Source organism: Ruminococcus sp. J1101004sp1_RTP21198st1_B9_RTP21198_201120, assembly GCF_040924245.1.
Taxonomy (GTDB): Bacteria; Bacillota; Clostridia; order Lachnospirales; family Lachnospiraceae; genus Blautia_A; species Blautia_A faecis.
The window spans coordinates 13,690-36,220 of record NZ_JBCOMI010000013.1 but is presented as its reverse complement, the minus strand read 5'-3'; the positions used below and the strand labels follow the sequence as shown (position 1 = coordinate 36,220).

At 42.7% G+C, this 22,531-nt stretch carries 18 protein-coding genes and 2 pseudogenes; 19 read left to right on the top strand and 1 reads right to left on the bottom strand.

Going from position 1 to position 22,531, the window contains the following annotated elements:
• Positions 1-245 precede the first annotated feature (245 nt).
• From AB5618_RS10535 to AB5618_RS10520, 4 genes are all read left to right on the top strand, one after another.
• The gene (locus AB5618_RS10535; RefSeq protein ID WP_148461906.1) at positions 246-1,115 is read left to right on the top strand and encodes a DegV family protein; all 870 of its coding nucleotides are present in this window, start codon (positions 246-248) and stop codon (positions 1,113-1,115) included.
• Positions 1,116-1,287: 172 nt separating this feature from the next.
• Complete coding sequence (argS, locus tag AB5618_RS10530; protein ID WP_118579438.1) at positions 1,288-3,054, top strand: arginine--tRNA ligase; 1,767 nt, start codon at positions 1,288-1,290, stop codon at positions 3,052-3,054.
• Between the two features lie 224 nt (positions 3,055-3,278).
• On the top strand, positions 3,279-5,159 hold the full coding sequence (locus tag AB5618_RS10525) for an ABC transporter ATP-binding protein (protein ID WP_148461905.1): 1,881 nt from the start codon (positions 3,279-3,281) through the stop codon (positions 5,157-5,159).
• Positions 5,140-7,005 (top strand): ABC transporter ATP-binding protein, encoded by a 1,866-nt coding sequence (locus AB5618_RS10520; protein WP_330602488.1) that lies wholly within the window; start codon positions 5,140-5,142, stop codon positions 7,003-7,005. The genes AB5618_RS10525 and AB5618_RS10520 overlap by 20 nt, the downstream gene beginning before the upstream one ends.
• A gap of 207 nt (positions 7,006-7,212) precedes the next feature.
• On the opposite strand, the pseudogene AB5618_RS10515 reads toward AB5618_RS10520, so the two are convergent.
• Positions 7,213-7,350 (bottom strand): annotated as a pseudogene (locus tag AB5618_RS10515) (DUF6783 domain-containing protein).
• On the opposite strand from AB5618_RS10515, the pseudogene AB5618_RS10510 reads away from it, so the two are divergent.
• From AB5618_RS10510 to AB5618_RS10440, 15 genes and pseudogenes are all read left to right on the top strand, one after another.
• Positions 7,300-7,419 (top strand): annotated as a pseudogene (locus tag AB5618_RS10510) (DUF6783 domain-containing protein); the annotation flags it as partial. The pseudogenes AB5618_RS10515 and AB5618_RS10510 sit on opposite strands and share 51 nt — an antisense overlap.
• A gap of 58 nt (positions 7,420-7,477) precedes the next feature.
• Positions 7,478-8,776 (top strand): serine/threonine-protein kinase, encoded by a 1,299-nt coding sequence (locus tag AB5618_RS10505; protein WP_148461903.1) that lies wholly within the window; start codon positions 7,478-7,480, stop codon positions 8,774-8,776.
• Entirely contained in the window at positions 8,773-10,068 is a 1,296-nt protein-coding gene (locus AB5618_RS10500) for a hypothetical protein (protein WP_173770082.1), read from the top strand. The genes AB5618_RS10505 and AB5618_RS10500 overlap by 4 nt, the downstream gene beginning before the upstream one ends.
• 318 nt (positions 10,069-10,386) lie before the next feature.
• Positions 10,387-11,034 (top strand): HAD-IA family hydrolase, encoded by a 648-nt coding sequence (locus AB5618_RS10495; RefSeq protein ID WP_148461902.1) that lies wholly within the window; start codon positions 10,387-10,389, stop codon positions 11,032-11,034.
• A 20-nt stretch (positions 11,035-11,054) separates the two neighbouring features.
• Positions 11,055-11,870 carry a CPBP family intramembrane glutamic endopeptidase gene (locus AB5618_RS10490; RefSeq protein ID WP_118579453.1) on the top strand — a complete coding sequence of 272 codons (816 nt, stop codon included), beginning with the start codon at positions 11,055-11,057 and terminating at the stop codon, positions 11,868-11,870.
• Between the two features lie 197 nt (positions 11,871-12,067).
• Positions 12,068-12,445: a GntR family transcriptional regulator gene (locus AB5618_RS10485; RefSeq protein ID WP_330382706.1), complete on the top strand. Its 378-nt coding sequence runs from the start codon at positions 12,068-12,070 to the stop codon at positions 12,443-12,445.
• Positions 12,442-13,341 (top strand): ABC transporter ATP-binding protein, encoded by a 900-nt coding sequence (locus AB5618_RS10480; RefSeq protein ID WP_148461900.1) that lies wholly within the window; start codon positions 12,442-12,444, stop codon positions 13,339-13,341. Before AB5618_RS10485 ends, AB5618_RS10480 begins: the two co-directional genes overlap by 4 nt.
• Entirely contained in the window at positions 13,319-15,484 is a 2,166-nt protein-coding gene (locus AB5618_RS10475) for a DUF6449 domain-containing protein (protein ID WP_148461899.1), read from the top strand. Before AB5618_RS10480 ends, AB5618_RS10475 begins: the two co-directional genes overlap by 23 nt.
• Before the next feature lie 22 nt (positions 15,485-15,506).
• Complete coding sequence (locus AB5618_RS10470; RefSeq protein WP_148461898.1) at positions 15,507-16,361, top strand: pseudouridine synthase; 855 nt, start codon at positions 15,507-15,509, stop codon at positions 16,359-16,361.
• Between the two features lie 264 nt (positions 16,362-16,625).
• A complete protein-coding gene (gene rpsB, locus AB5618_RS10465) occupies positions 16,626-17,366 on the top strand; it encodes a 30S ribosomal protein S2 (RefSeq protein ID WP_118579468.1) in 741 nt (246 codons plus the stop codon).
• Positions 17,367-17,474: 108 nt separating this feature from the next.
• On the top strand, positions 17,475-18,413 hold the full coding sequence (gene tsf / locus AB5618_RS10460) for a translation elongation factor Ts (RefSeq protein WP_148461897.1): 939 nt from the start codon (positions 17,475-17,477) through the stop codon (positions 18,411-18,413).
• Between the two features lie 338 nt (positions 18,414-18,751).
• Positions 18,752-19,102 carry a DUF6075 family protein gene (locus AB5618_RS10455; protein ID WP_118579471.1) on the top strand — a complete coding sequence of 117 codons (351 nt, stop codon included), beginning with the start codon at positions 18,752-18,754 and terminating at the stop codon, positions 19,100-19,102.
• A gap of 117 nt (positions 19,103-19,219) precedes the next feature.
• Complete coding sequence (locus AB5618_RS10450; RefSeq protein ID WP_148461896.1) at positions 19,220-19,903, top strand: response regulator transcription factor; 684 nt, start codon at positions 19,220-19,222, stop codon at positions 19,901-19,903.
• A complete protein-coding gene (locus AB5618_RS10445; RefSeq protein WP_148461895.1) occupies positions 19,887-21,446 on the top strand; it encodes a HAMP domain-containing sensor histidine kinase in 1,560 nt (519 codons plus the stop codon). Before AB5618_RS10450 ends, AB5618_RS10445 begins: the two co-directional genes overlap by 17 nt.
• 94 nt (positions 21,447-21,540) lie before the next feature.
• On the top strand, positions 21,541-22,470 hold the full coding sequence (locus tag AB5618_RS10440; protein ID WP_173771875.1) for a hypothetical protein: 930 nt from the start codon (positions 21,541-21,543) through the stop codon (positions 22,468-22,470).
• Positions 22,471-22,531: the final 61 nt, after the last annotated feature.

Genomic DNA, 22,531 nt, shown 5'->3' with positions numbered 1-22,531 from the left:
TTTTTTCGAGACTTTTCTTTAAAGTGTTTGCCAGACTGGAGCGCAGGTATTATAATAGACTTTAAGACCCTGAATAGGGAAAGAAGATTTACAGTCGCTGTTTACTGGGAAAAAAGAACCAGCTGCCAGAAGAAAAGGCAGGACAGCGGCGAGTTTGTTACTGTTCATTGGCAAGGTTCGCGAAGCGTATTGCTGTGAACGGAGTGAACAGCAACATGAGTTTTTATGAGATAAGGAGAGATTGAATGAGTAAGATTGCCATTGTAACGGACAGTAACAGCGGCATTACACAGGAGGAAGGACGCAGACTTGGAGTGTCTGTTATTCCTATGCCTTTTTTTATTAATGAAAAAATGTATCTGGAAGGAATTACTTTGAGCCAGGAAGAATTTTATAAGTGGCTGAAAGAAGATGCTTCCATTTCCACTTCCCAGCCAAGTCCGGGAGAGACTATGGGGTTGTGGGATAATCTTTTGAAGGAATATGATGAGATCGTACAGATTCCCATGTCAAGCGGACTTAGCGCTACCTGCGCCACTGCTATGGGACTTGCCCAGGAGTATGAGGGCAGGGTGCATGTGGTTGATAATCAGCGAATTTCTGTAACCCAGCGTCAGTCTGTGGAGGATGCAATCGCCCTCCGCGATGCAGGTAAGAACGGAGCTGAAATTAAGAAGATCCTGGAAGAAGAGAAATTCAATTCCAGTATTTATATCACTTTGGAAACCCTGAAATATCTGAAAAAGGGCGGCAGAATCACACCTGCTGCAGCTGCAATCGGTACCGTTTTGAATTTGAAGCCGGTACTGCAGATCCAGGGTGAGAAGCTGGATGCTTTTGCCAAGGTAAGAGGCAAGAAGCAGGCCAGACGTACTATGCTGAAGGCTATGAAGGCAGATTTTGAGGGACGTTTTGCATCGTTTGTCCAGAATGGAGAAATGTGTCTTCAGGCTGCTTACACAGGTAATCCAGAAGAGGCAGAAGAGTGGAAGCAGGAGATGCAGGAAATCTTTCCTGGTATGGAAATCCATATGGATCCGCTGTCACTTAGTGTGGCATGCCATATTGGATATGGTTCTCTTGCAATCGCATGTTCTAAGAAAGTAACTGCATAGAAGCTAAGAAATGGCTATAGTTTTTAAACATTAGTTTTGGATGTCACCTATAGATAGTAATTGAAAAGAATTGATTTTTTTAGAAAAGATTCCGAAATAGAATATATATTTTCGGAACGAATTCAGAAGAAAACAGAAGTATTCTCTCTGAGAAGAAAATTTAGGAGGATTTATGAAAAAACTTACAGACTACATGGCAGAAGAGCTTTCTGCAGCATTTGAAAAAGCAGGATACGATTCATCCTACGGTAAAGTAGGCGTTTCCAACCGTCCTGACCTTTGCGAATACCAGTGCAATGGTGCCATGGCGGGAGCTAAGGCTTATAAGAAAGCACCATTTATGATCGCAGATGACGTAGTGGGCAATCTGGCAGATTCCAAAGTATTTTCCATGAAAGAAATGGTAAAGCCCGGATTTATCAACCTGAAAGTCAGCGAAGAGTTTCTTGCAGATTATCTGAAAGAGATGGAGAAGGATGAGAAGCTTGGTGCAGACACAGCCAAAGAGCCGAAGACCATCGTAATCGATTACGGCGGACCGAATGTTGCCAAACCTCTTCATGTAGGTCATCTCCGTTCTGCAATTATTGGTGAAAGTATTAAGAGAATCGGTCGTTTCGTAGGCCATAAGGTGATCGGTGATGTTCATCTTGGTGACTGGGGACTTCAGATGGGACTGATCATTACAGAGCTGAAGCACAGACAGCCGGAGCTTGTATATTTTGATGACAGCTATACAGGTGAATATCCTGCAGAGGCACCTTTTACTATCAGTGAGCTTGAGGAGATTTATCCATGTGCAAGCGGCAAATCCAAGGAGGATGAGGCATACCGTCAGGAAGCACTGGAGGCAACTCATCTTCTTCAGCAGGGTAAGCCGGGGTACATGGCTCTCTGGAACCACATTATGAGTGTTTCTGTTACAGACCTTAAGAGAAACTATGCGAATCTGAACGTATCCTTTGATCTGTGGAAAAAAGAGTCTGATGCGCAGCCTTACATTCCGGACATGGTAGAGATGATGAAGGAAAAAGGCTTTGCATATGAGGATCAGGGAGCGCTTGTTGTAGACGTTAAAGAGGAGACCGATACCAAGGAAATCCCGCCATGTATGCTTCTGAAATCAGATGGAGCATCTCTTTATACTACTACAGACCTTGCCACAATTGTAGAGCGTATGAAGCTGTTCCAGCCAGATGAGATCCTTTACGTTGTTGACAAACGTCAGGAGCTTCATTTTATCCAGGTCTTCCGCTGCGCAAGAAAGACCGGTCTTGTGAAAGAAGACACAAGGCTTTCCTTCCTTGGCTTCGGTACTATGAATGGAAAAGATGGCAAACCGTTCAAAACAAGAGAGGGCGGTGTTATGCGCCTTGAGAACCTGATTGCCGATATTGATGAGGAAATGTTCACAAAGATCGTAGAGAACAGAAGTGTCCGTGATAAAGATGCAAGAGATACTGCTAAGATTGTAGGTCTGGCAGCAATTAAATATGGCGATCTTTCCAATCAGGCTACCAAGGATTATATTTTTGATGTAGACCGCTTCACCTCTTTCGAGGGAAATACAGGTCCGTACATCCTTTATACAATCGTTCGTATCAAATCCATCCTGAACCGTTATGTGGAAGCAGGCGGAAACCTTGAAGCAGGTGAGATACTTCCGGCATCTAACGGCAGCGAGAAGAACCTGATGCTTCAGCTCAGTGGATTTGGAAGCATGATCGAGAGTGCATTTGAGGAAAAAGCTCCGCATAAAATCTGTGCATATATTTATGAGGTTTCCAATGCATTCAACAGCTTTTATCATGAGACCAAGATCCTCAGTGAAGAGAATCAGGCGCAGAAGGAATCCTATATCCGTCTTCTGCAGCTGACCAAGAGAGTGCTTGAGACAAGTATTGATCTTCTTGGATTCGAGGCACCGGATAAGATGTAATAAAAGAATAAGCAGATTATGAGGGCATGGTCTGTGGTATGGAGCTGTGGCACTTTCTGGAAAAACTGGAAGTGAGCAGCTCCCTTTTTCTTTACGCAAGCGACGTGACCAGGTTCATGCCTGCATGAGACGCTGACGGCTGCTGTGATAAGAGGTAAAGCTTACATAGTGTGTTTTGTCTCATTTTTGTATCGTTATGCTTTAAGGCAGAAAGGAAATGTCAGATGAAAGCGAAACATCATACAAATTTTCTGCCGGACAGGGTGTTTTCCTATTTTCAGAAAGAATGGAAAGTGCTTCTGGCAGTGACTATATCCGGTTTGATCTATAATATCGGCCTTCTGGCAGGTCCCTGGTTTGAGGGGAAAATGACCGGCTGCCTGGTGGATATCCTGAAAGGGGCTGACCAGTTTTCAGATATGCTGGTTCTGGTGCTGGGCTATGTGACCGCCATTGCAATTGTCCAGACTGCCAGATATATCAAGAGGTTTTATGTGCGGCGTTTTGCCAACAATGTAAATCGCAGAATGAAAGAAATCCTGTATGCTAGTCTGGTGCGGAAAAGTCGTGCAAGCCTTCGGGAAGAGGGGGAGGGAAGCATTATGACCAAGGCAATACTGGATGTGGATGACTGCGTAGAGGGAATGCGTAAATTCACTACGGAGATTTTTGATACAGGAGTTGCCCTGGCTGCTTATGCAGGAATGCTTTTGTGGTATGATTTCAGGCTTGCCTTGCTTTGCATGATTTTCCCGCCGGTTTCTTATATGACGGCGGAAAAAATGAAAAAAATGATCCAGATAACCGGAACTGCATACAAAGAGCAGTCTGGACATTTAAGTACAGCGACTCTGGATCGGGCGGAAAATGCTGTTACATACCGTGTTTTTGGATGTGAAGAGGATCGCCGCAAGGCATATGAAGAAAATCTTACCGCTTATGAAAAGTCAGCAGTAAAAGCGAATATCTGGAATTCCATCATGCCGCCTTTGTACCGGATCATTTCCATGACCGGGGTACTGTTTATCCTGTATTTTGGACAGAAAAATGTTCTGGGAACAGGCTGGAGCACATGGACGATTGCATCTTTTACTACTTTCCTGGCATGTTTTGTGAAGCTGTCCGTGAAGTCATCCAGTGCAGCGAAGCTGTTTAATGCAGTGCACAAGGCGCAGATTTCCTGGAAGCGTATTAAGCCGCTTTTGACAAAGCAGGAAGAAATTCCAAAGAGTGAGAAAAATGTGTCTGGAATTCTGGAAAATGGGAAAGTGGAAAAGATCGAAAATGTGTCTGCTAAACATGCAGAAGAAACATTGTCGCAGAAGGAACTATCTCAGCTAGAGATAGCCCAGTCAGAAATTCGTTACAGGAACGTAAAACAATTGCAGGTCCGTCATCTGAATTTTGCTTATCCGGATGGGAAACAGATTCTGAAGGATATTTCCTTCAAGGCTGAAAAAGGGCAGATGATCGGAATTACCGGACCAGTGGCCTGCGGAAAGTCTACTTTGGGAAAAGTATTTTTGTGCGAGTATCCATATGAAGGTCAGATTCTTGTGGATGGCAAAGAGCTTCAGAATATGCCCCAATCCTGGCAGACGAATATCATAGGCTATCTTGGTCATGATCCGGAGCTGTTTAACGACAGCGTGGAAAACAATGTGCTTATGGGTGAACAGAAAAAGACAGAGGATTTCCTGAAAATGGTTTGCATGGCAGAAGAAGTAAATGAGATGGATGATGGTTTACAGACTCTGGTAGGAAATGGTGGCGTACGTCTTTCGGGCGGACAGGGAAAACGTCTGGCTCTTGCAAGAACTCTTTGCCACAAAAAGCCAGTTCTGGTTCTGGATGATCCTTTTTCGGCTTTGGATAAGAGCACCGAGAGACAGATTTTTGCCAATTTGAAAGCACAGGCGAAAGAGAATATTGTGCTGCTGATTTCCCACCGTCTGTATCTGTTTCCGCAGATGAATCAGATCATCTGGATGGAAGATGGAAAAACAGTGGTGGGTACGCATGAAGAATTACTTGTGAAGGTACCGGAGTATAAGAAATTATTTACTGAGGAAGGAGGTGCAGAGAGTGAAGACAGACAGAAATAAGAACAACGTGAAATCAGAAGAAAATATGATTTTGGAAAAGAGCAGAAGGTCAGATGCAAATGTTTTTCCGGTAGAAAACAAGGGAAAAGGGAAAATTGCAAAAGCGAAAAAAAGACAGGTAAAAGGTGTGATCTGGAAAACAGTTCTGCAGCAGAAATGGCTGTCTATGGGTATTGTCTTTGCTGTAGCAGGCGCAGTGGTAACGGCTCTTATCCCGCCGCTGATCCTGGCAAAAATCGTAGATACAGTCACAGCGGGAAAAGCCGTGACATTCTGGGTGATTTTCCTTTATTTTGCAATGCTTGCACTTACCGGATTCATGGAATCTGCCAGGGAAGGTCTGCTTACCGTATTTGGGCAGAAAATCACACATGCACTTAGAAGCAGCCTTATGGAAAAATTCATATGCCTTACTTCTGACAAACTGACAGGGCTGGAACCTGGAACTCTGGCTTCACGCTTTGTTGGTGATGTAGATACTGTGGAAAATCTTTTTACCTCAGGGATCATCAGTATGTTTGCTGACGCCTGCAAGATTATCAGTATTCTGGTGGTGATCTGGTTTGAAAATAAGGGTCTCGCTGTGGTGCTTCTTGTAATACTGCCATTTCTTTTCTGGTTTACCAGACATGTGCAGAAAAACATGCTGGCAGCCCAGATCGAAAACCGTAAGGCTGTGGGAAGAGCCTCTGGACATGTGCCGGAAACCCTTCATAATATCCGTACCATCCATTGCCTTGGCAGGGAAAAATATATGGAAGAGCGTTACGACACTTACATCGGTGAAAGTTACCAGGCAATGGAGAGAACCAATTTTTATGATGCAGTATATTCACCGGTGATCTTGATTTTAAATGCAGTCGTGGTTGCAGCTGTGATGCTGCTTTCAGCATCTGGAAATAAGATGGTGCTCACGTTTTTTGGAATGTCTGCGGGAACTGCAGTGGCTGTGATCAACTATATTTCACAGATTTTTTCGCCGGTGGAAAGTCTTGGAATGGAGATTCAGACCATCCAGTCCGCGGTAGCTGGAATCCATAGGATTAATGAATTCTTTGGGCTGGAGGAGAAAGAAAATGGCGCACAGGAGAATGGAGATACCGAGAAAACCTGGAATAATCCGGCAACAAAAATAGAAGAAAACAGAAATGAAAAGATTAGCCGAAAGGAAGCGATGGCTGATATGGAAGAAAGGCACAGACTGGGAGCTTCTGGCAGTAATAGTTTTCCGTTTGTAGAATTCCGGAATGTAACCTTCGGCTATGATGAGCATGTGGTGCTGGAACATCTGAATTTCAAGGTGATGGATACCGATCAGGTGACTCTACTCGGACGAACTGGTGCAGGAAAGAGTACGATATTGAAGCTGCTTCTTGGACTTTATGAGCCGGATCAGGGACAGGTACTGCTCCACGGCATTCCGGCAACGGCTGTGAGGGCTGGAGAACGACGGAAACTCTTTGGATACGTAGAGCAGACTTTTCACATGGTGCCGGGAACCGTACGCGACCAGATTACATTATATGATGACCGGATCTCTGAGCGTCAGGTAAAGGCTGTTGCAGAGCTTACAGGTTTAAAAGAGGCGATTGAGAGTCTGGAAAATGGTTACGATACTTATTGCACCCCGGAGATTTTTTCCCAGGGACAGTGGCAGCTGCTATCCATCGCCAGGGCAGCAGTGGCAGAGCCCAAACTGCTTCTTCTGGATGAGATCACTGCAAACCTGGATGCGGAGACAGAGAAAGCTGTTCTGGCTGCATTGAAACGTGTGGCAAAGGATCGTACCGTTATTTCCATTTCACACAGAACGTCCGCAGAACTGGGAAAGACGATTCAGATTTAATTTGAGATTGTGAAAAGCACTTATAAAATTTTTATAAAGTGCTTTTCACAGTGGACTTTAAATGTTATAATTCTAATTACATTCTTAAATGTCTGATTCGAAGCTTTTTCAATCGCGCTTCGGAATAGCGGACATTTCATAATCACTAATTTTTTATCTTATTTATATTTATCATTTGCCGGAGATCGCCGACAGTATTCACTTAATTTATGCAGACAACGAGCTAGAGCCTGTTTGAAAAATCATTCCCGCAATCTGCACGCCCCACTTTGCGGGAGATTTCACCTGAATTCAGTTGCCGTAGCCCACTACGGCGCCCTCATCCGGGCGAAATCTCCCACAAATTGTGACGCACATCTTGCAGAAAGCCTTTTTCAAACACGCTCTAAAGCCTGTGCTTGCGTCAGACCTTGAAGCGTGTTTTGTCTCATTTTTGTTATTGAAAATAGTTACATGTTTTTATGAAAAAGAGGTGATTATCATCAATCTTACAGGTATGATCTTGAAAATGCGTTACTGTATCCTGGAGCAGGTAGGCGCAGGTGGGGAGGGGCATTTGTACCTTGCCAGGGATATGGAGCTTGGAAATTACTGGGCAGTAAAAGAACTTCCCCTTGAGAAAAAGCGTGAAGCCAGACTGCTGCGGCTTCTGGAACATCCATCCATTCCACGGATGGTAGATTATGTGGAAAATGGAGATCACTGTTATCTGATCATGGAATATATTCGTGGAAAGTCCCTTGGACAGATGTTAAAGGAGGGACATGTTTTTGCAGTGGATGAGCTTCTTTCCTACGGAGACACTGTGCTTGCAGTTCTGGAATATCTTCATGGGCAAAAACCGCCGGTATATTATGGGGACTTGAAACCGGATAATCTTATGCTTTCAGATTCGGGCAAATTGTATCTGGTGGATTTTGGGAGCGCGGTGTTTGGATTTGGAGAAAATCAGCGGATCTGTATGGGAACAGAAGGCTTTGCCGCTCCAGAACAATATGAGGGAAAAGTAAACAGCTCCAGTGATCTTTATGCTTTGGGAAAAACATTACAGGCGCTGGCAGGAAAAAACTGGTTATCCGTTTTGTGGAAAGCTCCGGGATTTGCTTTGTTTCTCTATAAATGTACCCGGCCTCAGGGGAAAAGACGATTTGAAAATGCGGCACAGGCAAGAAAAATGCTTTCTGGTATAGGAAAAAGAAAAGGGCTTGCCAGAAAAAATGCAGCGGTGGTGATTGGAACTACGGGGATTTTGCTGGCTGCAGGTGTATTTCTTGCAGGATCAGAGCAGCAGGCAGCTTTCGAAAGTGCATTGGCAGAAGTAACGAAAGGATATTACGAGATAGAGGAAAATGAGTCTTCTTCGTTGTCAAAGAAATTTGCAGCAGAAGCGGATAAAAAAAGTACAGACAAAGAAGCAGATAAATTTCTTCTTAAAAAATGCGAGCATGCAGAAAGTGCTTTGCAAAAACTGCAAAAAGAATATACGAAAGATGAAGAGCAGAGAAAATTGCTTTTATTATTGGCGGTAAATGCGGAACTTCAGAAAGAGTGGGAACGGGCAGCCGTGTATTATGAGCAGCTGCTGTTGTATGCGCCGGAATTTGCAGAAGGGTATGGGAAATATGGACTGTTCCTTTTGCGAAGAGGTCAGAAGAATTCCAGCAGGAGACTTTATGTTTTATACAGAAGCAGTAAGGCAGATGGGACGGATTGTAAGAGCGTTGAAATCTGGGAAAAACAGATGGAAAGTGAAACAGGTGAGGGAAAATGAAAAGATGGAGAAGCATAAGGAGAAAAATTGCGAAAAATTCAAATCGAAAAGGTATATATTCACACAGCATCTGGAATAACTTTCGGAAACCTGGAATTTATCTGATGGTGACAGTGATTTTACTTATTACCAAAGTTGGTATACTTTACACTTATGGTGGAGAATTTGGAGGATTTGATATCGATATTGGTGCTGATGAAGGTATATTTGATAATTGGGAGGAGGCTGAAGGAAATCAGGAAACTACGGAGCCAGAGCAGAAAGAAAATGGGGGCAGTAATGGTAATGAAAGTAATAACAACAGCAATAATGACAGCGCGAATAGCGGTAATAGCAGTAATGACATAGAAAATGACGGTAATAATAACAGTCACAATAGCGGCGGCAGTAACGATAACAACAGCGGGAATAATAACAGTAACAACAATAATAACAGTAACAACAATAATAACAATAATAACAATAACAGTAATAGCAACGCGGGAGCTGGCTTGTCGAAAACTGAGAACGGTGACAACACAGGTGATAAAGAGGGCTGGGAAAAACCTCAAGCTGCGGGTTCTGAGAGAAGACCAAAAGAAAACAAGAAAGAAAACAGTGTCACGGCAGCCTCATCGGCAAACAAAAACGCAGAGAATGAGAAAACGAATATAAATGCAGACAACAGTGCCAATGGAACTGAGTCTAAAAGCAATACTACAAAAAACACTCCCCGTGTAAAGAAGGATAGCTCAAAAAGCAAAGAAGAAAAGTCAGAAGATACCGCAGCAGATGAAAATATAAGTGAAAGCAGGATTACTGCCAGAGAAACAAAGAATACTGATCGGAAAAAAGCAGATAGGTCCAAAGCAAAAATTACGGAAAGTCCTAAAAAAGAAAATACCAGTGAGCATTTGAAGCTCACAGGAGCCGGCACGGTTTTTACAGCAGTAGGAATGACAAAGATATCTCATGGACTTGGATTCTATAACAAAAATGATGAAAATAGAGAAAAAAATGAAAACACAAATAAAAACAATAACATAAATGATAATAAAAATAGCACAATACGTTTTGTACACGAAGAAACAGTCCCTGTAAATGAATATCCTGAAATACAAGTTATAAGAACTACCGGTGAGCAGGATGTTACAATTCTGTCTTTGAACTTAAATGGTGATGAGATTTTCTGGCACCAGGAGGGGGATACCCTTATATTTGACCAGCCGATTACAGCGAAGGAAAATACTGTGAAAGTGATTGCTGTAATAGATGGGAGAAGAATTGTGCATATGCCTATATGGGAGTTTTGAAAGTGTGCATCAACTGTTACTGGTCACGGAGTGGTTACTGTTCATTGGTAACGTTCCGCGAGGCGTTTTTTGTGAACAAAGTTCACAGAAAACCCGAGAATTGCGGCGCGAAATCATGCGAATGCATGATTTCTGTGCATCGCGAAGCGCGTTACTGTGAACGGAGTGAACAGTAACACGGAGTGAATGGTAACCCTCAACTAAGATTTTGCCATCTGGACGTTATAAAGAAATGATGTTATAATTAACACCCATATAGCGAAAGACTTGAAAAATCAACGACAAAAATTACATGACGGTACAGGAGGCAAAACACAGATGTACAAAGCTATTTTATTTGATCTGGACGGAACTCTCACCGATTCCGGGGAGGGAATCACCAAATCCGTACAATATGCTCTGGAGAAGGTAGGAAAACCAGAACCAGATCTTCAGAAGCTGCGCATTTTTGTGGGACCGCCCCTTTTGGAGCAGTTTCAGGAATATGCGGGAATTGACGAAGAAACAGCAAGAAAGGCAGTTGAGATTTACAGAGAACGATACGCACCAGTGGGGATTTATGAGAATGAACTGTATCCTGGCATTCCGGAAATGTTATCCGGACTGAAACAAAGAGGATACAAGCTTGCCATTGCGTCTTCCAAACCAGAGAATTTCGTGAAGATCGTTGCGGAATATTTCCATATTGATTCTTATTTTGACGAGATGGTTGGAAGTGAGCCTGAGGGTAGACGAACCAATAAGACAGAGGTGATCGAGGAAACTCTGAAGCGGCTGGGATTTTCTGAACACCGTGACCAGGTGATCATGGTGGGGGATAAAGAGCATGATGTATTTGGGGCAAGACGCGCCGGATTGGAATGCATTGCAGTTTCCTATGGGTACGGAACCGAAGAAGAACTGAAAAATGCCCATCCTTTTAAAATTGTGAATTCGGCAGAGGAAATACTGGATTTTTTCGCCTGAGCCCCAGAAGAAAACAGAAAATGCCGGTTTTGGCATGGAAGTGTCTGTATCCGGTGGGAATCCATTTTGTGCTTTCCCAGCTTGTCTCCTATCTGGGACTGTATTTTCTGGTGCAGCGGACTGGCGCAGATATGAGTGCATATTACCAGCATGTGCTTATGCTGACTGGTCTGACAGGGATTTTGGCTGCAGTTCCCTGCATATTGTTGTATCGGGGCGATTTTTCAAGAAGAAAAGAAACCGGGATATTATATCCTGCAGCTGATCGTCACCTTCCTGTTCCTGAAATTCTGGGGTTTCTTATAATTGGCGCATTTCTTGGTCAATATGGAAACATTCTGGTAGGGCTTTTTCAGCAATATTTGAATCCGGAAGCTTATCAGGAAACTCAGTCCTTGATTTCCGAGGGGAAAAGTATCTGGAGTCTGATTTTCTGGATGGGGATTGCAGCACCTTTTGCAGAAGAGGTTATTTTCCGCTGGCTGGTATTTCTTCGTATGAGAGATAATATGCGCGTGATCACAGCTGCACTGTTTTCAGGACTGACATTTGGAATTTACCATATGAATCTGCTCCAGGGAGTGTATGCAACTATTATGGGATTGCTTTTCGCATTGATCCTGGAATGGAGAGGAAATCTGTTTGCCAGTGTATTTCTTCATATGGGGGCAAATATCTGGAGCCTGCTGGTCAGTGATGTGATGCTGTACATGCTGGATCATACAGGAGCCACATCCGTAATTGCACTGAATCTGTTTCTTGTTTTTGCAGGAACTTATGGTATCTGGAGATGCTATAAGAATTATCAGAAACGAGGATGTACGAGGCTGATATAAAGCATAATCAGAAATATATTAAGAAAAATAGAAGACCTTCTTACAAAATCCTGGAAAAACAGGGGAGATTGTGAGAAGGTTTTTTGTTGGCGCATTCCACTTTATAAACATTTAAGAATTTCCCGTCTTGAATTTAAAGTACACATATGCTATCTTAAGTGTATTAAATGTATTAATACACTTAGAAAGGAGGAAGCATGTCTATGATCGTTTTGGATTATCAGGACAGAAGGCCACTGTACGAGCAGGTGGAGGAGAAATTTCGGAATCTGATCCTGATGGGAGTACTGGAGCCAGGCTCCAGAATGCCCTCTGTGCGGCAGCTGGCCATGGAATTATCGATCAACCCAAACACCATCCAGCGTGCTTACATGCAGCTGGAACAGGAGGGACTGATCTACCCGGTTAAAGGAACAGGAAACTTTATCGCAGACAGTGAAGAAGTGCGTAAACTTAGCAAAGCTTCCTATATAAAAGAACTGAAAACCCTGATCCGGAAGGGAAAGGCTATGGGAATGGAAGCGGAAGAGCTGATCTACATTATTAGGGAGTGTTACAAGGAGGAGAAGCCATGATAGAAGTCAAAGAATGCAGTAAGGCGTTTGGCACTGTCAAAGCGGTCAATAAAGCAACTCTGGATGTTGGGGTGCGGGAAGTGTTTGGTCTTGTGGGCAGTAACGGCGCCGGGAAAAGCACCCTGCTTCGGATGATGGCTGGAATTATAAAGCCAGATGAAGGGGAAATCCAGATTGACGGTATGCCAGTGTATGAAAATGAAGAAGCAAAGAAACTGTTTTTTTATATCTCAGATGATAGTTATTTTCCGACAAATTATACAGCAATGGATCTGGTGCGCTTTTACCGAAATTTTTATCCTCAGTTTCGAACCAGGCTTTTTCATGAACTGATGGAACAATTTCATCTGGAAGAAAATCGCAGAATTGCAACTTTTTCCAAAGGTATGAAAAAACAGGTTCTGGTAATCATCGGTGTGTGCGCGGCAACGAAATATCTGTTTTGCGATGAGACCTTTGATGGACTTGATCCGGTAATGCGTCAGGCAGTAAAGAGCCTGTTTGCAGCGGAGATCATGAACCGGGAATTTACGCCTGTGATCGCGTCTCACAATCTGCGCGAACTGGAAGATATTTGCGATCATGTCGGACTTTTGCATAAAGGGGGGATTCTTCTTTCCAAAGATCTGGAAGACATGAAATTTCACATTCACAAGATCCAGTGTGTGCTTAGTGGAAGACAGCAGGAAAAAGAACTGGAAAAGGAACTTCAGGTTTTGAAGGTGCAGCATCAGGGTTCTCTTCTTATGATAACGGCCCGGGGAACCAGAAGTGAGATCATGGAGAAAATCCAGGCGAAAAATCCTCTTTTCATGGAGGTGCTTCCTCTGACCCTGGAGGAAATTTTTATCAGCGAGACGGAGGTGGCAGGCTATGAAATCAAAAATTTATTCTAGCAGATATATGAAGGTAACATCAAAAGGGCTGGTGTGGATACCGGCTTTTGTGACCATTGGATTTCTTCTGGCCTTTCCGGTGGCAGAGCTGATCATGCTGGGAAACTGGTTCGGAATGGAATACACGGCCAGAGAAATAAATGCCCTTTATGTAAATCTGTGGCAGAATGGATTCATGATTACCGGACTTGCGGTTGCAGCGCTTGCGGCACTGTTTAATGGGATCAGCCAGTTCTGGTACCTGTATTCACTGCGGAAAATTGACTTCTACCACAGTCTTCCTGTGAAACGAAACAGGATGTTCTGGTACAAGACTTTGCAGTCACTTTTATATTTTTTGGTGCCGTATCTGGTGATGGAATTTTTTGCCATCTGTATCGGGGCGATGAGAGGATTTTTCAGTCTTCATCTTATGAAACTGGCGTTCCTTATGATGGTATTTCATCTGATGTTGTATTTACTGATGTATTTTTCTGTTGTGCTGGTGATCTGCATTACAGGGCATCTGCTTATGGGAGCGCTGCTTCTGGTGGCTGCTGTAGCTTATGGACCAGTGCTTTCTGTGCTGTTGGATTTATATGAAATGGCATTTTATTATACACGCAGTGAGAGTTCTTATGGTTTCGTAAAATGGCTGAAAGAGATGGCTTCACCATTTACCATTTCTTATACCTTCGTGAAAAAATATGCAGAGGGAAATTACGGCGGAATACTGATTGCAGTGATTCTGGTAACTGCGGCATTGGGAGGTCTTGGATATTACGCCTTTGTACATAGAAGATCAGAGAGAACAGGGATGGCTTTTGTTTTTCCATGGATCGGTACTGTAGTAAAATTTCTGATCGTGGTACCTGGAGGCCTTGGAATTGGATTTATTTTCTATATGCTGTCAAGTGACAGTTCCAGAACGATCTGGTGGATTTTTGGATTGATTCTTGGAACCCTTCTTGCTGGCGGTATTATGGAAATTATTTATTACAGGGATTTCCGGAGATTCTTTTCCCATAAGATCCAGCTTGTGATAAATGGGGCATGTGTAGCACTTGTGGCGTGTGTGTTCTTTTTTGACCTGACAGGATATGACGAATATGTTCCTTCCTATGACAAGATTGAAAATATCGCAATCGGATCTGTGGATACCGAAAAGGAAACTACTTATAATGTGAAAGTAAATGAAGATGGTACTGTTGCCATGCTGGATTCCGGATATTATTTGAATGGGGATTCGACGGGAAATGATCTGGGAATTGACCAGAATCTTTTTGACAGTATAAAAGAAATTGCAAAAGAGAGCAAGGAGACATGTAAAGAAATTATAGGAAACAGCACAGCATTGTGGTTCAGCAATCTGTGGGATCCTTCTAGAAATACATTAGGACTTAAGGTACGGTATGACCTGAAATCAGGAAGTGCCATCTATCGTTACTATATGGTAAGCCTGGATGACATAAAGAATTTGTGGAAAGAGGGCATGGCTGAGGGACCCCTGAAGGCTGAGCGTTATTCCATTCTGAATCTGGATGACAAATATGTGGATGAGGTAAGATGTGATTTTATAACCGGACAGTCAATTTTCCTTTTCCAGGATAATAAGGCGAAGAAACAGCTGCTGGTGGATGCTTTCCGGCAGGATGTGGAGGAGGCTGATCCAGAGGTGCTGACAGGGGAACCTTGCGCAAGCCTGACCATTGGCTATTCTGATGTACCATCTGTGGAAGGTACGGACGACATGGTAGTGGGCAAAACAGGAGATTATTCTTTTTCTCCATGCTTCTATGTATTCCCACAGTTCAAAAGGACAGTTGAAATTTTGAAGGAAACAGGGTATCCTATTTCTATGGATGATGTGAACTTAAGTTCTGTGGAAGTTCAATATTATATGAATGAGAATCAGAATGAAGTTTCTTCCCCGATTATTTACAATAAGCCGGAGCAGCTGAGTGAGCTGAAAAAAGCCTTGAGATGTTATCAGATGGTACCGTTCTGGGAAAAACAGGAACTGGACGGCTGGGCCAGCCTGAAGGTTGTGATCGACGGCATGGAAACAGAGGTGGCCTGGTCTATCATGGCGAAGGATGTTCCGGAATTTATGAAGGAAGATTCTCAGCGGGCATTGTCCTTTGAGGTTTTGGACGAGGAATAAAGTAGAAGGTAAGGTAGTATAAATGGGAAAAGCAGTGAGACTGGATAAATTTCTGGCAGATTCCGGAGCTGGCACGAGGACAGAAGTGAAGAAGCTGATCCAGAAGGGAATGGTTCAGGTAAATGGTGAGACGGCGAAAAAGCCAGAGCTGAAGGTAGACCCGGAGAGGGACGTGGTGGAATTTGGCGGAGAGCGCCTGGGCGCTCGGGCAGAATTTGTGTATTATCTTTTGCACAAGCCTGCCGGGTATGTAAGCGCCACGGAGGACATCAGGGAAAAGACGGTTCTGGAACTGGTGCCAAAGGATGGCAGGCGGAATCTTTTTCCTGTAGGACGTCTGGATAAGGATACAGAAGGCTTGCTTCTTATTACAGATGACGGCCAGCTGGCCCACCAGCTGCTTTCTCCGAAGAAACATGTGGATAAAACTTATTTCGCTGTGACGGAAGGCAAAGTAGTGCCGGAGGATATAGAGAAGATCCGGGTAGGTGTGGATATTGGAGATCAGGAGCTGACATTGCCGGGAAAGCTGGAGATTCTTAAGAGTTGGGAAGAAAACCCAGAGCAGGGAGTTGCCAGTGGTAAAGATTGCGAAGGAAAAAATGTTAAAGGTGACTCTGAAACAATGACGGCCAAAGCAAATAATGAGGAATATAAAGCAGACGTGGAAAAGAGTTCCTGGCGCTCGGAAATCCTTCTGACTATTCAGGAAGGACGTTTTCATCAGGTGAAGAGAATGATGGAAGCGGTTGGAAAGAAAGTAATCTACTTGAAACGGATTTCTATGGGCTCGCTGACTTTGCCAGATGATCTGCCAAAAGGCCAGGCACGAGAGCTGACACCTGGTGAACTGGCGGCGCTCAGACTGGGGAAATAGCTTATCTGAAATGCTTTTGCAGAAATGAAAGAACCCTGTTGGGAGAACGGGGGAATGAATTTGTTAAAACGTTGAAAAGCCTAAAAATAGCGGAAAAATTTGCAAAAACCCTCTTTACACGGAGGGTTTTGTCATGTTATAATGCAAAAGTTGTAAACCATCAAACACGCATGGAGATTCCCAGGATGGTGCCCTGCGGTGTGAGGCTGGGTCCGAGAGGAAAAGGATCCATGCGGAAGAATTTAACCAAAAGGAGAAAAAGACATGAGCGTTATTTCAATGAAACAGCTTTTAGAGGCAGGTGTTCATTTCGGACATCAGACAAGAAGATGGAACCCTAAAATGGCTCCATACATCTACACAGAGAGAAATGGTATCTACATTATCGACTTACAGCAGTCTGTAGGAATGGTTGACGATGCTTATAATGCAATCGCTGATATCGTAGCTAACGGCGGAAATATCCTTTTCGTTGGTACTAAGAAACAGGCTCAGGACGCTATCAAGACAGAGGCTGAGCGTTGCGGACAGTTCTATGTAAATGAGAGATGGTTAGGCGGTATGCTTACCAACTTCAAGACTATCCAGAGCCGTATTGCGAAACTGAAAGAAATCGAGACCATGGAGTCTGATGGAACATTCGATGTTCTGCCTAAGAAAGAAGTTATCGCTTTAAGAAAAGAATTAGATAAACTTCAGAAGAACCTTGGCGGTATCAAAGAAATGAAGAGACTTCCAGATGCTATCTTCGTAGTAGATCCTAAGAAGGAAAAGATCTGCATTCAGGAAGCTCATACACTGGGAATTCCGCTTATCGGAATCTGCGATACTAACTGTGACCCAGAAGAACTGGATTACGTAATCCCGGGTAACGATGACGCTATCCGTGCTGTAAAACTGATCGTTTCCAAGATGGCTGACGCAGTTATCGAAGCAAACCAGGGACAGACAGACGCTGAGGGAGAAATCCAGGCTGAGTCTGAAGAGTTCGCTACAGAGGAATAATTTGTAAAAATTCTGGACGTCAGTTGTGAATGAGCTATGCCTGCATAGGCATATCCACAGCTGACGGACAGGTCCTTACAACACACTATCAATCAGGAGGAAATGAAAATGGCTATTACAGCAGCACAGGTAAAAGAGTTAAGAGAGATGACCGGCGCTGGTATGATGGACTGTAAGAAAGCTCTTACAGCTACAGAAGGCGATATGGATAAAGCAGTAGAGTTCCTTCGCGAGAAAGGTCTTGCTACCGCTCAGAAGAAAGCAAACCGTGTTGCGGCAGAGGGTCTTTGCAAGACACTTGTTGCTGACGATGCTAAGAACGCAGTTGTTGTTGAGGTTAACTCCGAGACAGACTTCGTTGCTAAGAACGAGAAATTCCAGCAGTATGTTGCAGATGTTGCAGCTCAGGCTCTGACAACTACAGCAGCTGATATTGATGCTTTCCTTGCAGAGGCATGGGCACTTGATACCACTAAGACTGTAAAAGAAGCTCTTGCAGCTCAGATTGCAGTTATCGGTGAGAACATGAATATCCGTAGATTCGCTCAGATGAAAGAGGAGAACGGTTTTGTTGCTTCCTACACACATATGGGGGGAAAGATCGGTGTTCTTGTTGACGTTGAGACAGATGTTGTAAACGACGCTGTTAAAGAGATGGCTAAGAACGTTGCAATGCAGGTTGCAGCTCTGAAACCTCTTTACACAAGCGACAGCGAAGTAAGCGCTGAGTATATCGAGCATGAGAAAGAAATCCTTATGGCTCAGATCCAGAACGATCCTAAGGAATCCCAGAAACCGGAAAAGGTTATTCAGGGAATGATCACAGGACGTATCAAGAAAGAGCTTAAAGAGATCTGCCTTCTTGACCAGATTTACGTAAAAGCAGAAGACGGAAAACAGTCCGTTGGAAACTACGTAGCACAGGTTGCTAAAGAAAACGGCGCTAAGATCACAATCAAAGGCTTCGTTCGTTACGAGACCGGAGACGGAATTGAGAAGAAAGAAGAAAACTTTGCTGAGGAAGTTGCAAAACAGATGGGTAAATAATCCATTAACTTAAGTTTTCATTCTATTTTTTAATAAGTCTGAATTTGAGTATTTAAAGGCCCTGAAAGCCTTATAAACACTACGTTTCACAGTGATTATAAGGTTTTCGGGGTTTTTTTCTATATTTTTCTAAAAAAATCCTAAATACCGCCAAGCATCGCTGGAAATCACTAAGAATCTTCTAAAATTGAGTATTGAGTAAGGAAAAACTGAGTAAAAGCAAAGGCTTGCAATCTTCAGCGAAGTTACTCAAATTATCAGCGGTTTCATCAGATCGCCATAATTTTCAAAAATCAAATTATAAACTTAAAAACTAATTGCATAAGGAGGAAATCAATATGGCAAGTACAGCGATAGGCGCAGCTGGCGAGGATGCTCGCACAATAACTTTTATGAGCAAAGAACATAAGGAATTCTATTTGGAATATCTGCCTAAATGCAGATGGAAAGACGTATATCATGAAGCATTGGTATATTGTCTTGGAATTGACAGAGATACACGAAAACACGTTAACAAAATTTATGATTTTAAAAATGGCAGTGTGAAGCCAGAATGTCTGCAGGAAGGTGGAGGAAAGACCACTACCACTATCAATCTTGGAGTAGTGTTCCGATTACTTAGCCAATTATGTTGTAACATCGGAATGATTAAAACGCATTGCCATGAAAAGAAAATGGTTTTATTATAATGATATAGATTTTATGTGTGAAAATAATTCTATATTTTTTATTAACTCCATCGTAACTCCATATATCTAATGTATAATTACAGGAAATATTAAAAAGAAATTGTGGGGAGTGATTTTATGTATCGAATATTGGTTGTTGAAGATGAGGATGACATTCAGAAAATATTAGAAAACTATTTGATAGATCAAGGATATGCAGTTACACTGGCGTATGATGGTGTGGATGGGATTACAAAATTTCACAATGGCGAGTTTGATCTTGTGCTGTTGGATGTTATGATGCCAAAGATAGACGGTTTTGGAGTATGTGAATTAATCCGTAGAGAATCGAATGTACCAATTATCATGCTTACGGCATTAGATGAAGAAGCGTATCAGATCAAAGGCTTTGATATGAATGCAGATGATTATGTCACCAAGCCGTTTTCTATACCCATTTTATTGAGAAAAATTGCAGCAATCTTGAGAAGGACACAAAGAGAAGATGAATTGCAGGTGATTTCTTATAAAACGTTAAGCGTGGATGTGAAGGGGCATCATGTTTATATTTGTAAAGCAGAAAAGGGAGAACAGATAGAGGTTGAATTAACACAGAAAGAATTTGAAATGCTATATGTTCTGCTGATTAACAAAGGAATCGTTTTGACACGCCAGAAACTTCTAAATATGGTATGGGGAGAAGATTATTATGGGGAAGAGCGAATTGTGGATACACATATTAAGAATATCCGCAAAAAGCTGGGAGTAAATCTGATTAGTACAATAAGAGGGGTGGGATACCGGATTGATAAAGAGAATTAAAAACAGTCTGACCATAAAAATTTGCACACTGATTGCTGTAGTACTGGCAGTATCCAGTGGAATTACATATGCGGTAATTGTAGGATTCCTTCCAACCTATTATAGTAAACAGCTACAGAAGGATATTGATTCGGTTTCACAGGAAATGATTGAAACCATTCATTCTTATGAAACGATTAATGAAGCTTCTTATGCCATTGAATTGTTTGAAGCAGGTTCGAAAGTTTCAGTCGTGATTTTGGATGAACAGGGAAATAGGATATGGCCGGCTGAGAGTACAGCCGTGACAGAAGATGTATTGGATAATGGTGTGGTAGAGCAGGGTTATATGGGTGATATGATATTGACACACGAAAATAGCGCAGAGCAAACCACTATCGTACAGGAAGAAAATGCGGCCTATGAAGAGGGAGTAATCGGCCAGGCGGACGTCGTAACAGAGGATGTCGTCCAACAGGCTGATGGAATTGCAGAAGTCGGAGATAATTCAGCAGTGAAACGGTACAGCGTTAAAGTGGGTGGAGAAACATATACAATGATTGTTTCTGGGGGAATGCAGCCCGTCAATCAGGCTCTTGAAATATTATATCAGATACTGCCGTATATCCTTGGAATCGCTATTGTAGTTTCCATATTGTTTGCACTGGGGGCATCCCTTTATTTGACATTTCCAATCGTTAGGTTAAGTCAACTGGCTCAAAATATGGCTGCGCTTGATTTTGACAGTTCCTATCAGGGGAAAAGAACAGATGAAGTAGGAGTATTAGGGGAAAGCTTGAATGAGCTTTCCAAAAACCTCTCACGAGCATTGGAAGAACTGAAGAGTGCAAATGAAAAGCTTAAGTCAGATATCGAAATGGAACGCAAGATAGAGAAAAAGAGAATTGCATTTTTTTCAGCAGTGTCCCATGAACTGAAAACACCGATTACAATATTGAAAGGGCACTTGTCCGGAATGCTGCAGGGAGTAGGGGAATACAGGGACAGAAATTACTATTTGCAGCGGTCACTGGAAACCACAGAAAAAATGGAAGACATGGTAAAGGAACTTCTGACTGTTTCACGGATCGAGAATAACAAATTTATTACACAAAAGACCGATATAGCAGAACAGCTCCGCTTGCAGATTGCTGATATGGCTGAACTGATAGAAAATAAAAAACTGGAACTGCAAGTGGAGATCCCAGAACATTTGTATGCAGATGTGAATCCGGTGATGATGGACAAAGTTTTTTCTAACCTTCTGCTTAATGCCATCCGTTATACGCCGGAAGAAAAAGGAAATCATATCAGAGTTTTGCTGAAACCGGGAACAGATACCGAGACGGTATATTGCCAGATTGAAAATACCGGGGTGTTTATTCCGGAAGAAGCATTAGTCCATTTGTTTGAAGCATTTTATCGTGTGGAACAGTCCCGTAACCGCCAGACCGGTGGAAGCGGATTGGGTCTTTATATTGTAAAAATGATCTTGGACCAGCATGGAGCAAGCTATCGTATGGGTAATACATGTGATGGGGTTTGTTTTTCCTTTTCTCTATAAATCACACACGAATCACATATAAACTCCAATTACATTACAAAATTCAATGGTATGGTATGGACATAATAAAAAATGTAAAGGAGTTGGATGTACAATGAAAAGAAAAATTGCAGCTTTATTAATGGGAACTACCTTATCTGTGGCAGTATGCGGCTACAGTGTGCAGGCAATGACTTACGGATATGATATGGGAGGAAAGGTATTTATCTCCGAAGATTCTTCATCTTCCAATCTGACAGAGGAAGAAAAGGAAAAATTATCCGACTGGCATAAGGAAGAAATGCGTAATGAACTTGCTTATCTTGAATGCTACGGTGTTACTTATGATGCAGACAGTGATACACTGTATTATCAGGGGAAAACCGTAAGATGGCTGATTGACCGACAGCTTGAGGATACTTATAAGTCGATCCAGATGCCGGAAGGTGAAATTGATGTCTATACGGTAAGGGAAGACGATTACAGATTAACGGGCGTTCGGATTGCTACACAGGAAGAATATGACCAGCGGACAAAGGAAATGGAAGCGTTGGAAGCAGCGGCTGGAAAAGAATCATCTTATGAACAAGAAGCTGTGGATACAGAAACGGGAAGTAGTATTCATATGTTTGCTTACGATGAGGAAACAGTAACGGAAGCCAATGATGGGTCAGCGACGGAAACAGCAGTAGTGACAGAAGATGTGGTGTCAAATTATGCGGAACAGAAGGATACAGTTGAAAATGCAGTGGAAACAGCAGAGGGTACCTGTGTAGTAGGAGATAATCTTAATTCAGAAATAAAGATTCAGGAATATAAGCAGAATGGCATAGACCTCGATTCTGCGACAGGTAGCTGGATGTGGCATGGAAAAGAAGTTCATTTACTAATGGACGAGGATGGAAGTTTTTACCAGAATGGAAGCAAGGAGGCAAAAGATAATAAGATATATCTGATAGTGAAACGGGAAGATGATGGCAGGATTAAAACTGTGAGACAGATTACAATGGAAGAAGTTATGGCACGTATAGCGCATTTGAATTAGAAATTAGATATAAACGTTTGCAAGGTGAAGCATATTGGGAAAATGTTGATTTTGACATTTG

What these genes read in the sequence shown, in the direction of transcription:
- AB5618_RS10535 (WP_148461906.1), top strand. Translation starts at nt 246, where the DNA reads ATGAGTAAGATTGCCATTGTAACGGACAGTAACAGCGGCATTACACAG.
- argS (WP_118579438.1), top strand. Translation starts at nt 1,288, where the DNA reads ATGAAAAAACTTACAGACTACATGGCAGAAGAGCTTTCTGCAGCATTT.
- AB5618_RS10525 (WP_148461905.1), top strand. Translation starts at nt 3,279, where the DNA reads ATGAAAGCGAAACATCATACAAATTTTCTGCCGGACAGGGTGTTTTCC.
- AB5618_RS10500 (WP_173770082.1), top strand. Translation starts at nt 8,773, where the DNA reads ATGAAAAGATGGAGAAGCATAAGGAGAAAAATTGCGAAAAATTCAAAT.
- AB5618_RS10495 (WP_148461902.1), top strand. Translation starts at nt 10,387, where the DNA reads ATGTACAAAGCTATTTTATTTGATCTGGACGGAACTCTCACCGATTCC.
- AB5618_RS10490 (WP_118579453.1), top strand. Translation starts at nt 11,055, where the DNA reads ATGCCGGTTTTGGCATGGAAGTGTCTGTATCCGGTGGGAATCCATTTT.
- AB5618_RS10485 (WP_330382706.1), top strand. Translation starts at nt 12,068, where the DNA reads ATGTCTATGATCGTTTTGGATTATCAGGACAGAAGGCCACTGTACGAG.
- AB5618_RS10480 (WP_148461900.1), top strand. Translation starts at nt 12,442, where the DNA reads ATGATAGAAGTCAAAGAATGCAGTAAGGCGTTTGGCACTGTCAAAGCG.
- AB5618_RS10475 (WP_148461899.1), top strand. Translation starts at nt 13,319, where the DNA reads ATGAAATCAAAAATTTATTCTAGCAGATATATGAAGGTAACATCAAAA.
- AB5618_RS10470 (WP_148461898.1), top strand. Translation starts at nt 15,507, where the DNA reads ATGGGAAAAGCAGTGAGACTGGATAAATTTCTGGCAGATTCCGGAGCT.
- rpsB (WP_118579468.1), top strand. Translation starts at nt 16,626, where the DNA reads ATGAGCGTTATTTCAATGAAACAGCTTTTAGAGGCAGGTGTTCATTTC.
- tsf (WP_148461897.1), top strand. Translation starts at nt 17,475, where the DNA reads ATGGCTATTACAGCAGCACAGGTAAAAGAGTTAAGAGAGATGACCGGC.
- AB5618_RS10455 (WP_118579471.1), top strand. Translation starts at nt 18,752, where the DNA reads ATGGCAAGTACAGCGATAGGCGCAGCTGGCGAGGATGCTCGCACAATA.
- AB5618_RS10450 (WP_148461896.1), top strand. Translation starts at nt 19,220, where the DNA reads ATGTATCGAATATTGGTTGTTGAAGATGAGGATGACATTCAGAAAATA.
- AB5618_RS10440 (WP_173771875.1), top strand. Translation starts at nt 21,541, where the DNA reads ATGAAAAGAAAAATTGCAGCTTTATTAATGGGAACTACCTTATCTGTG.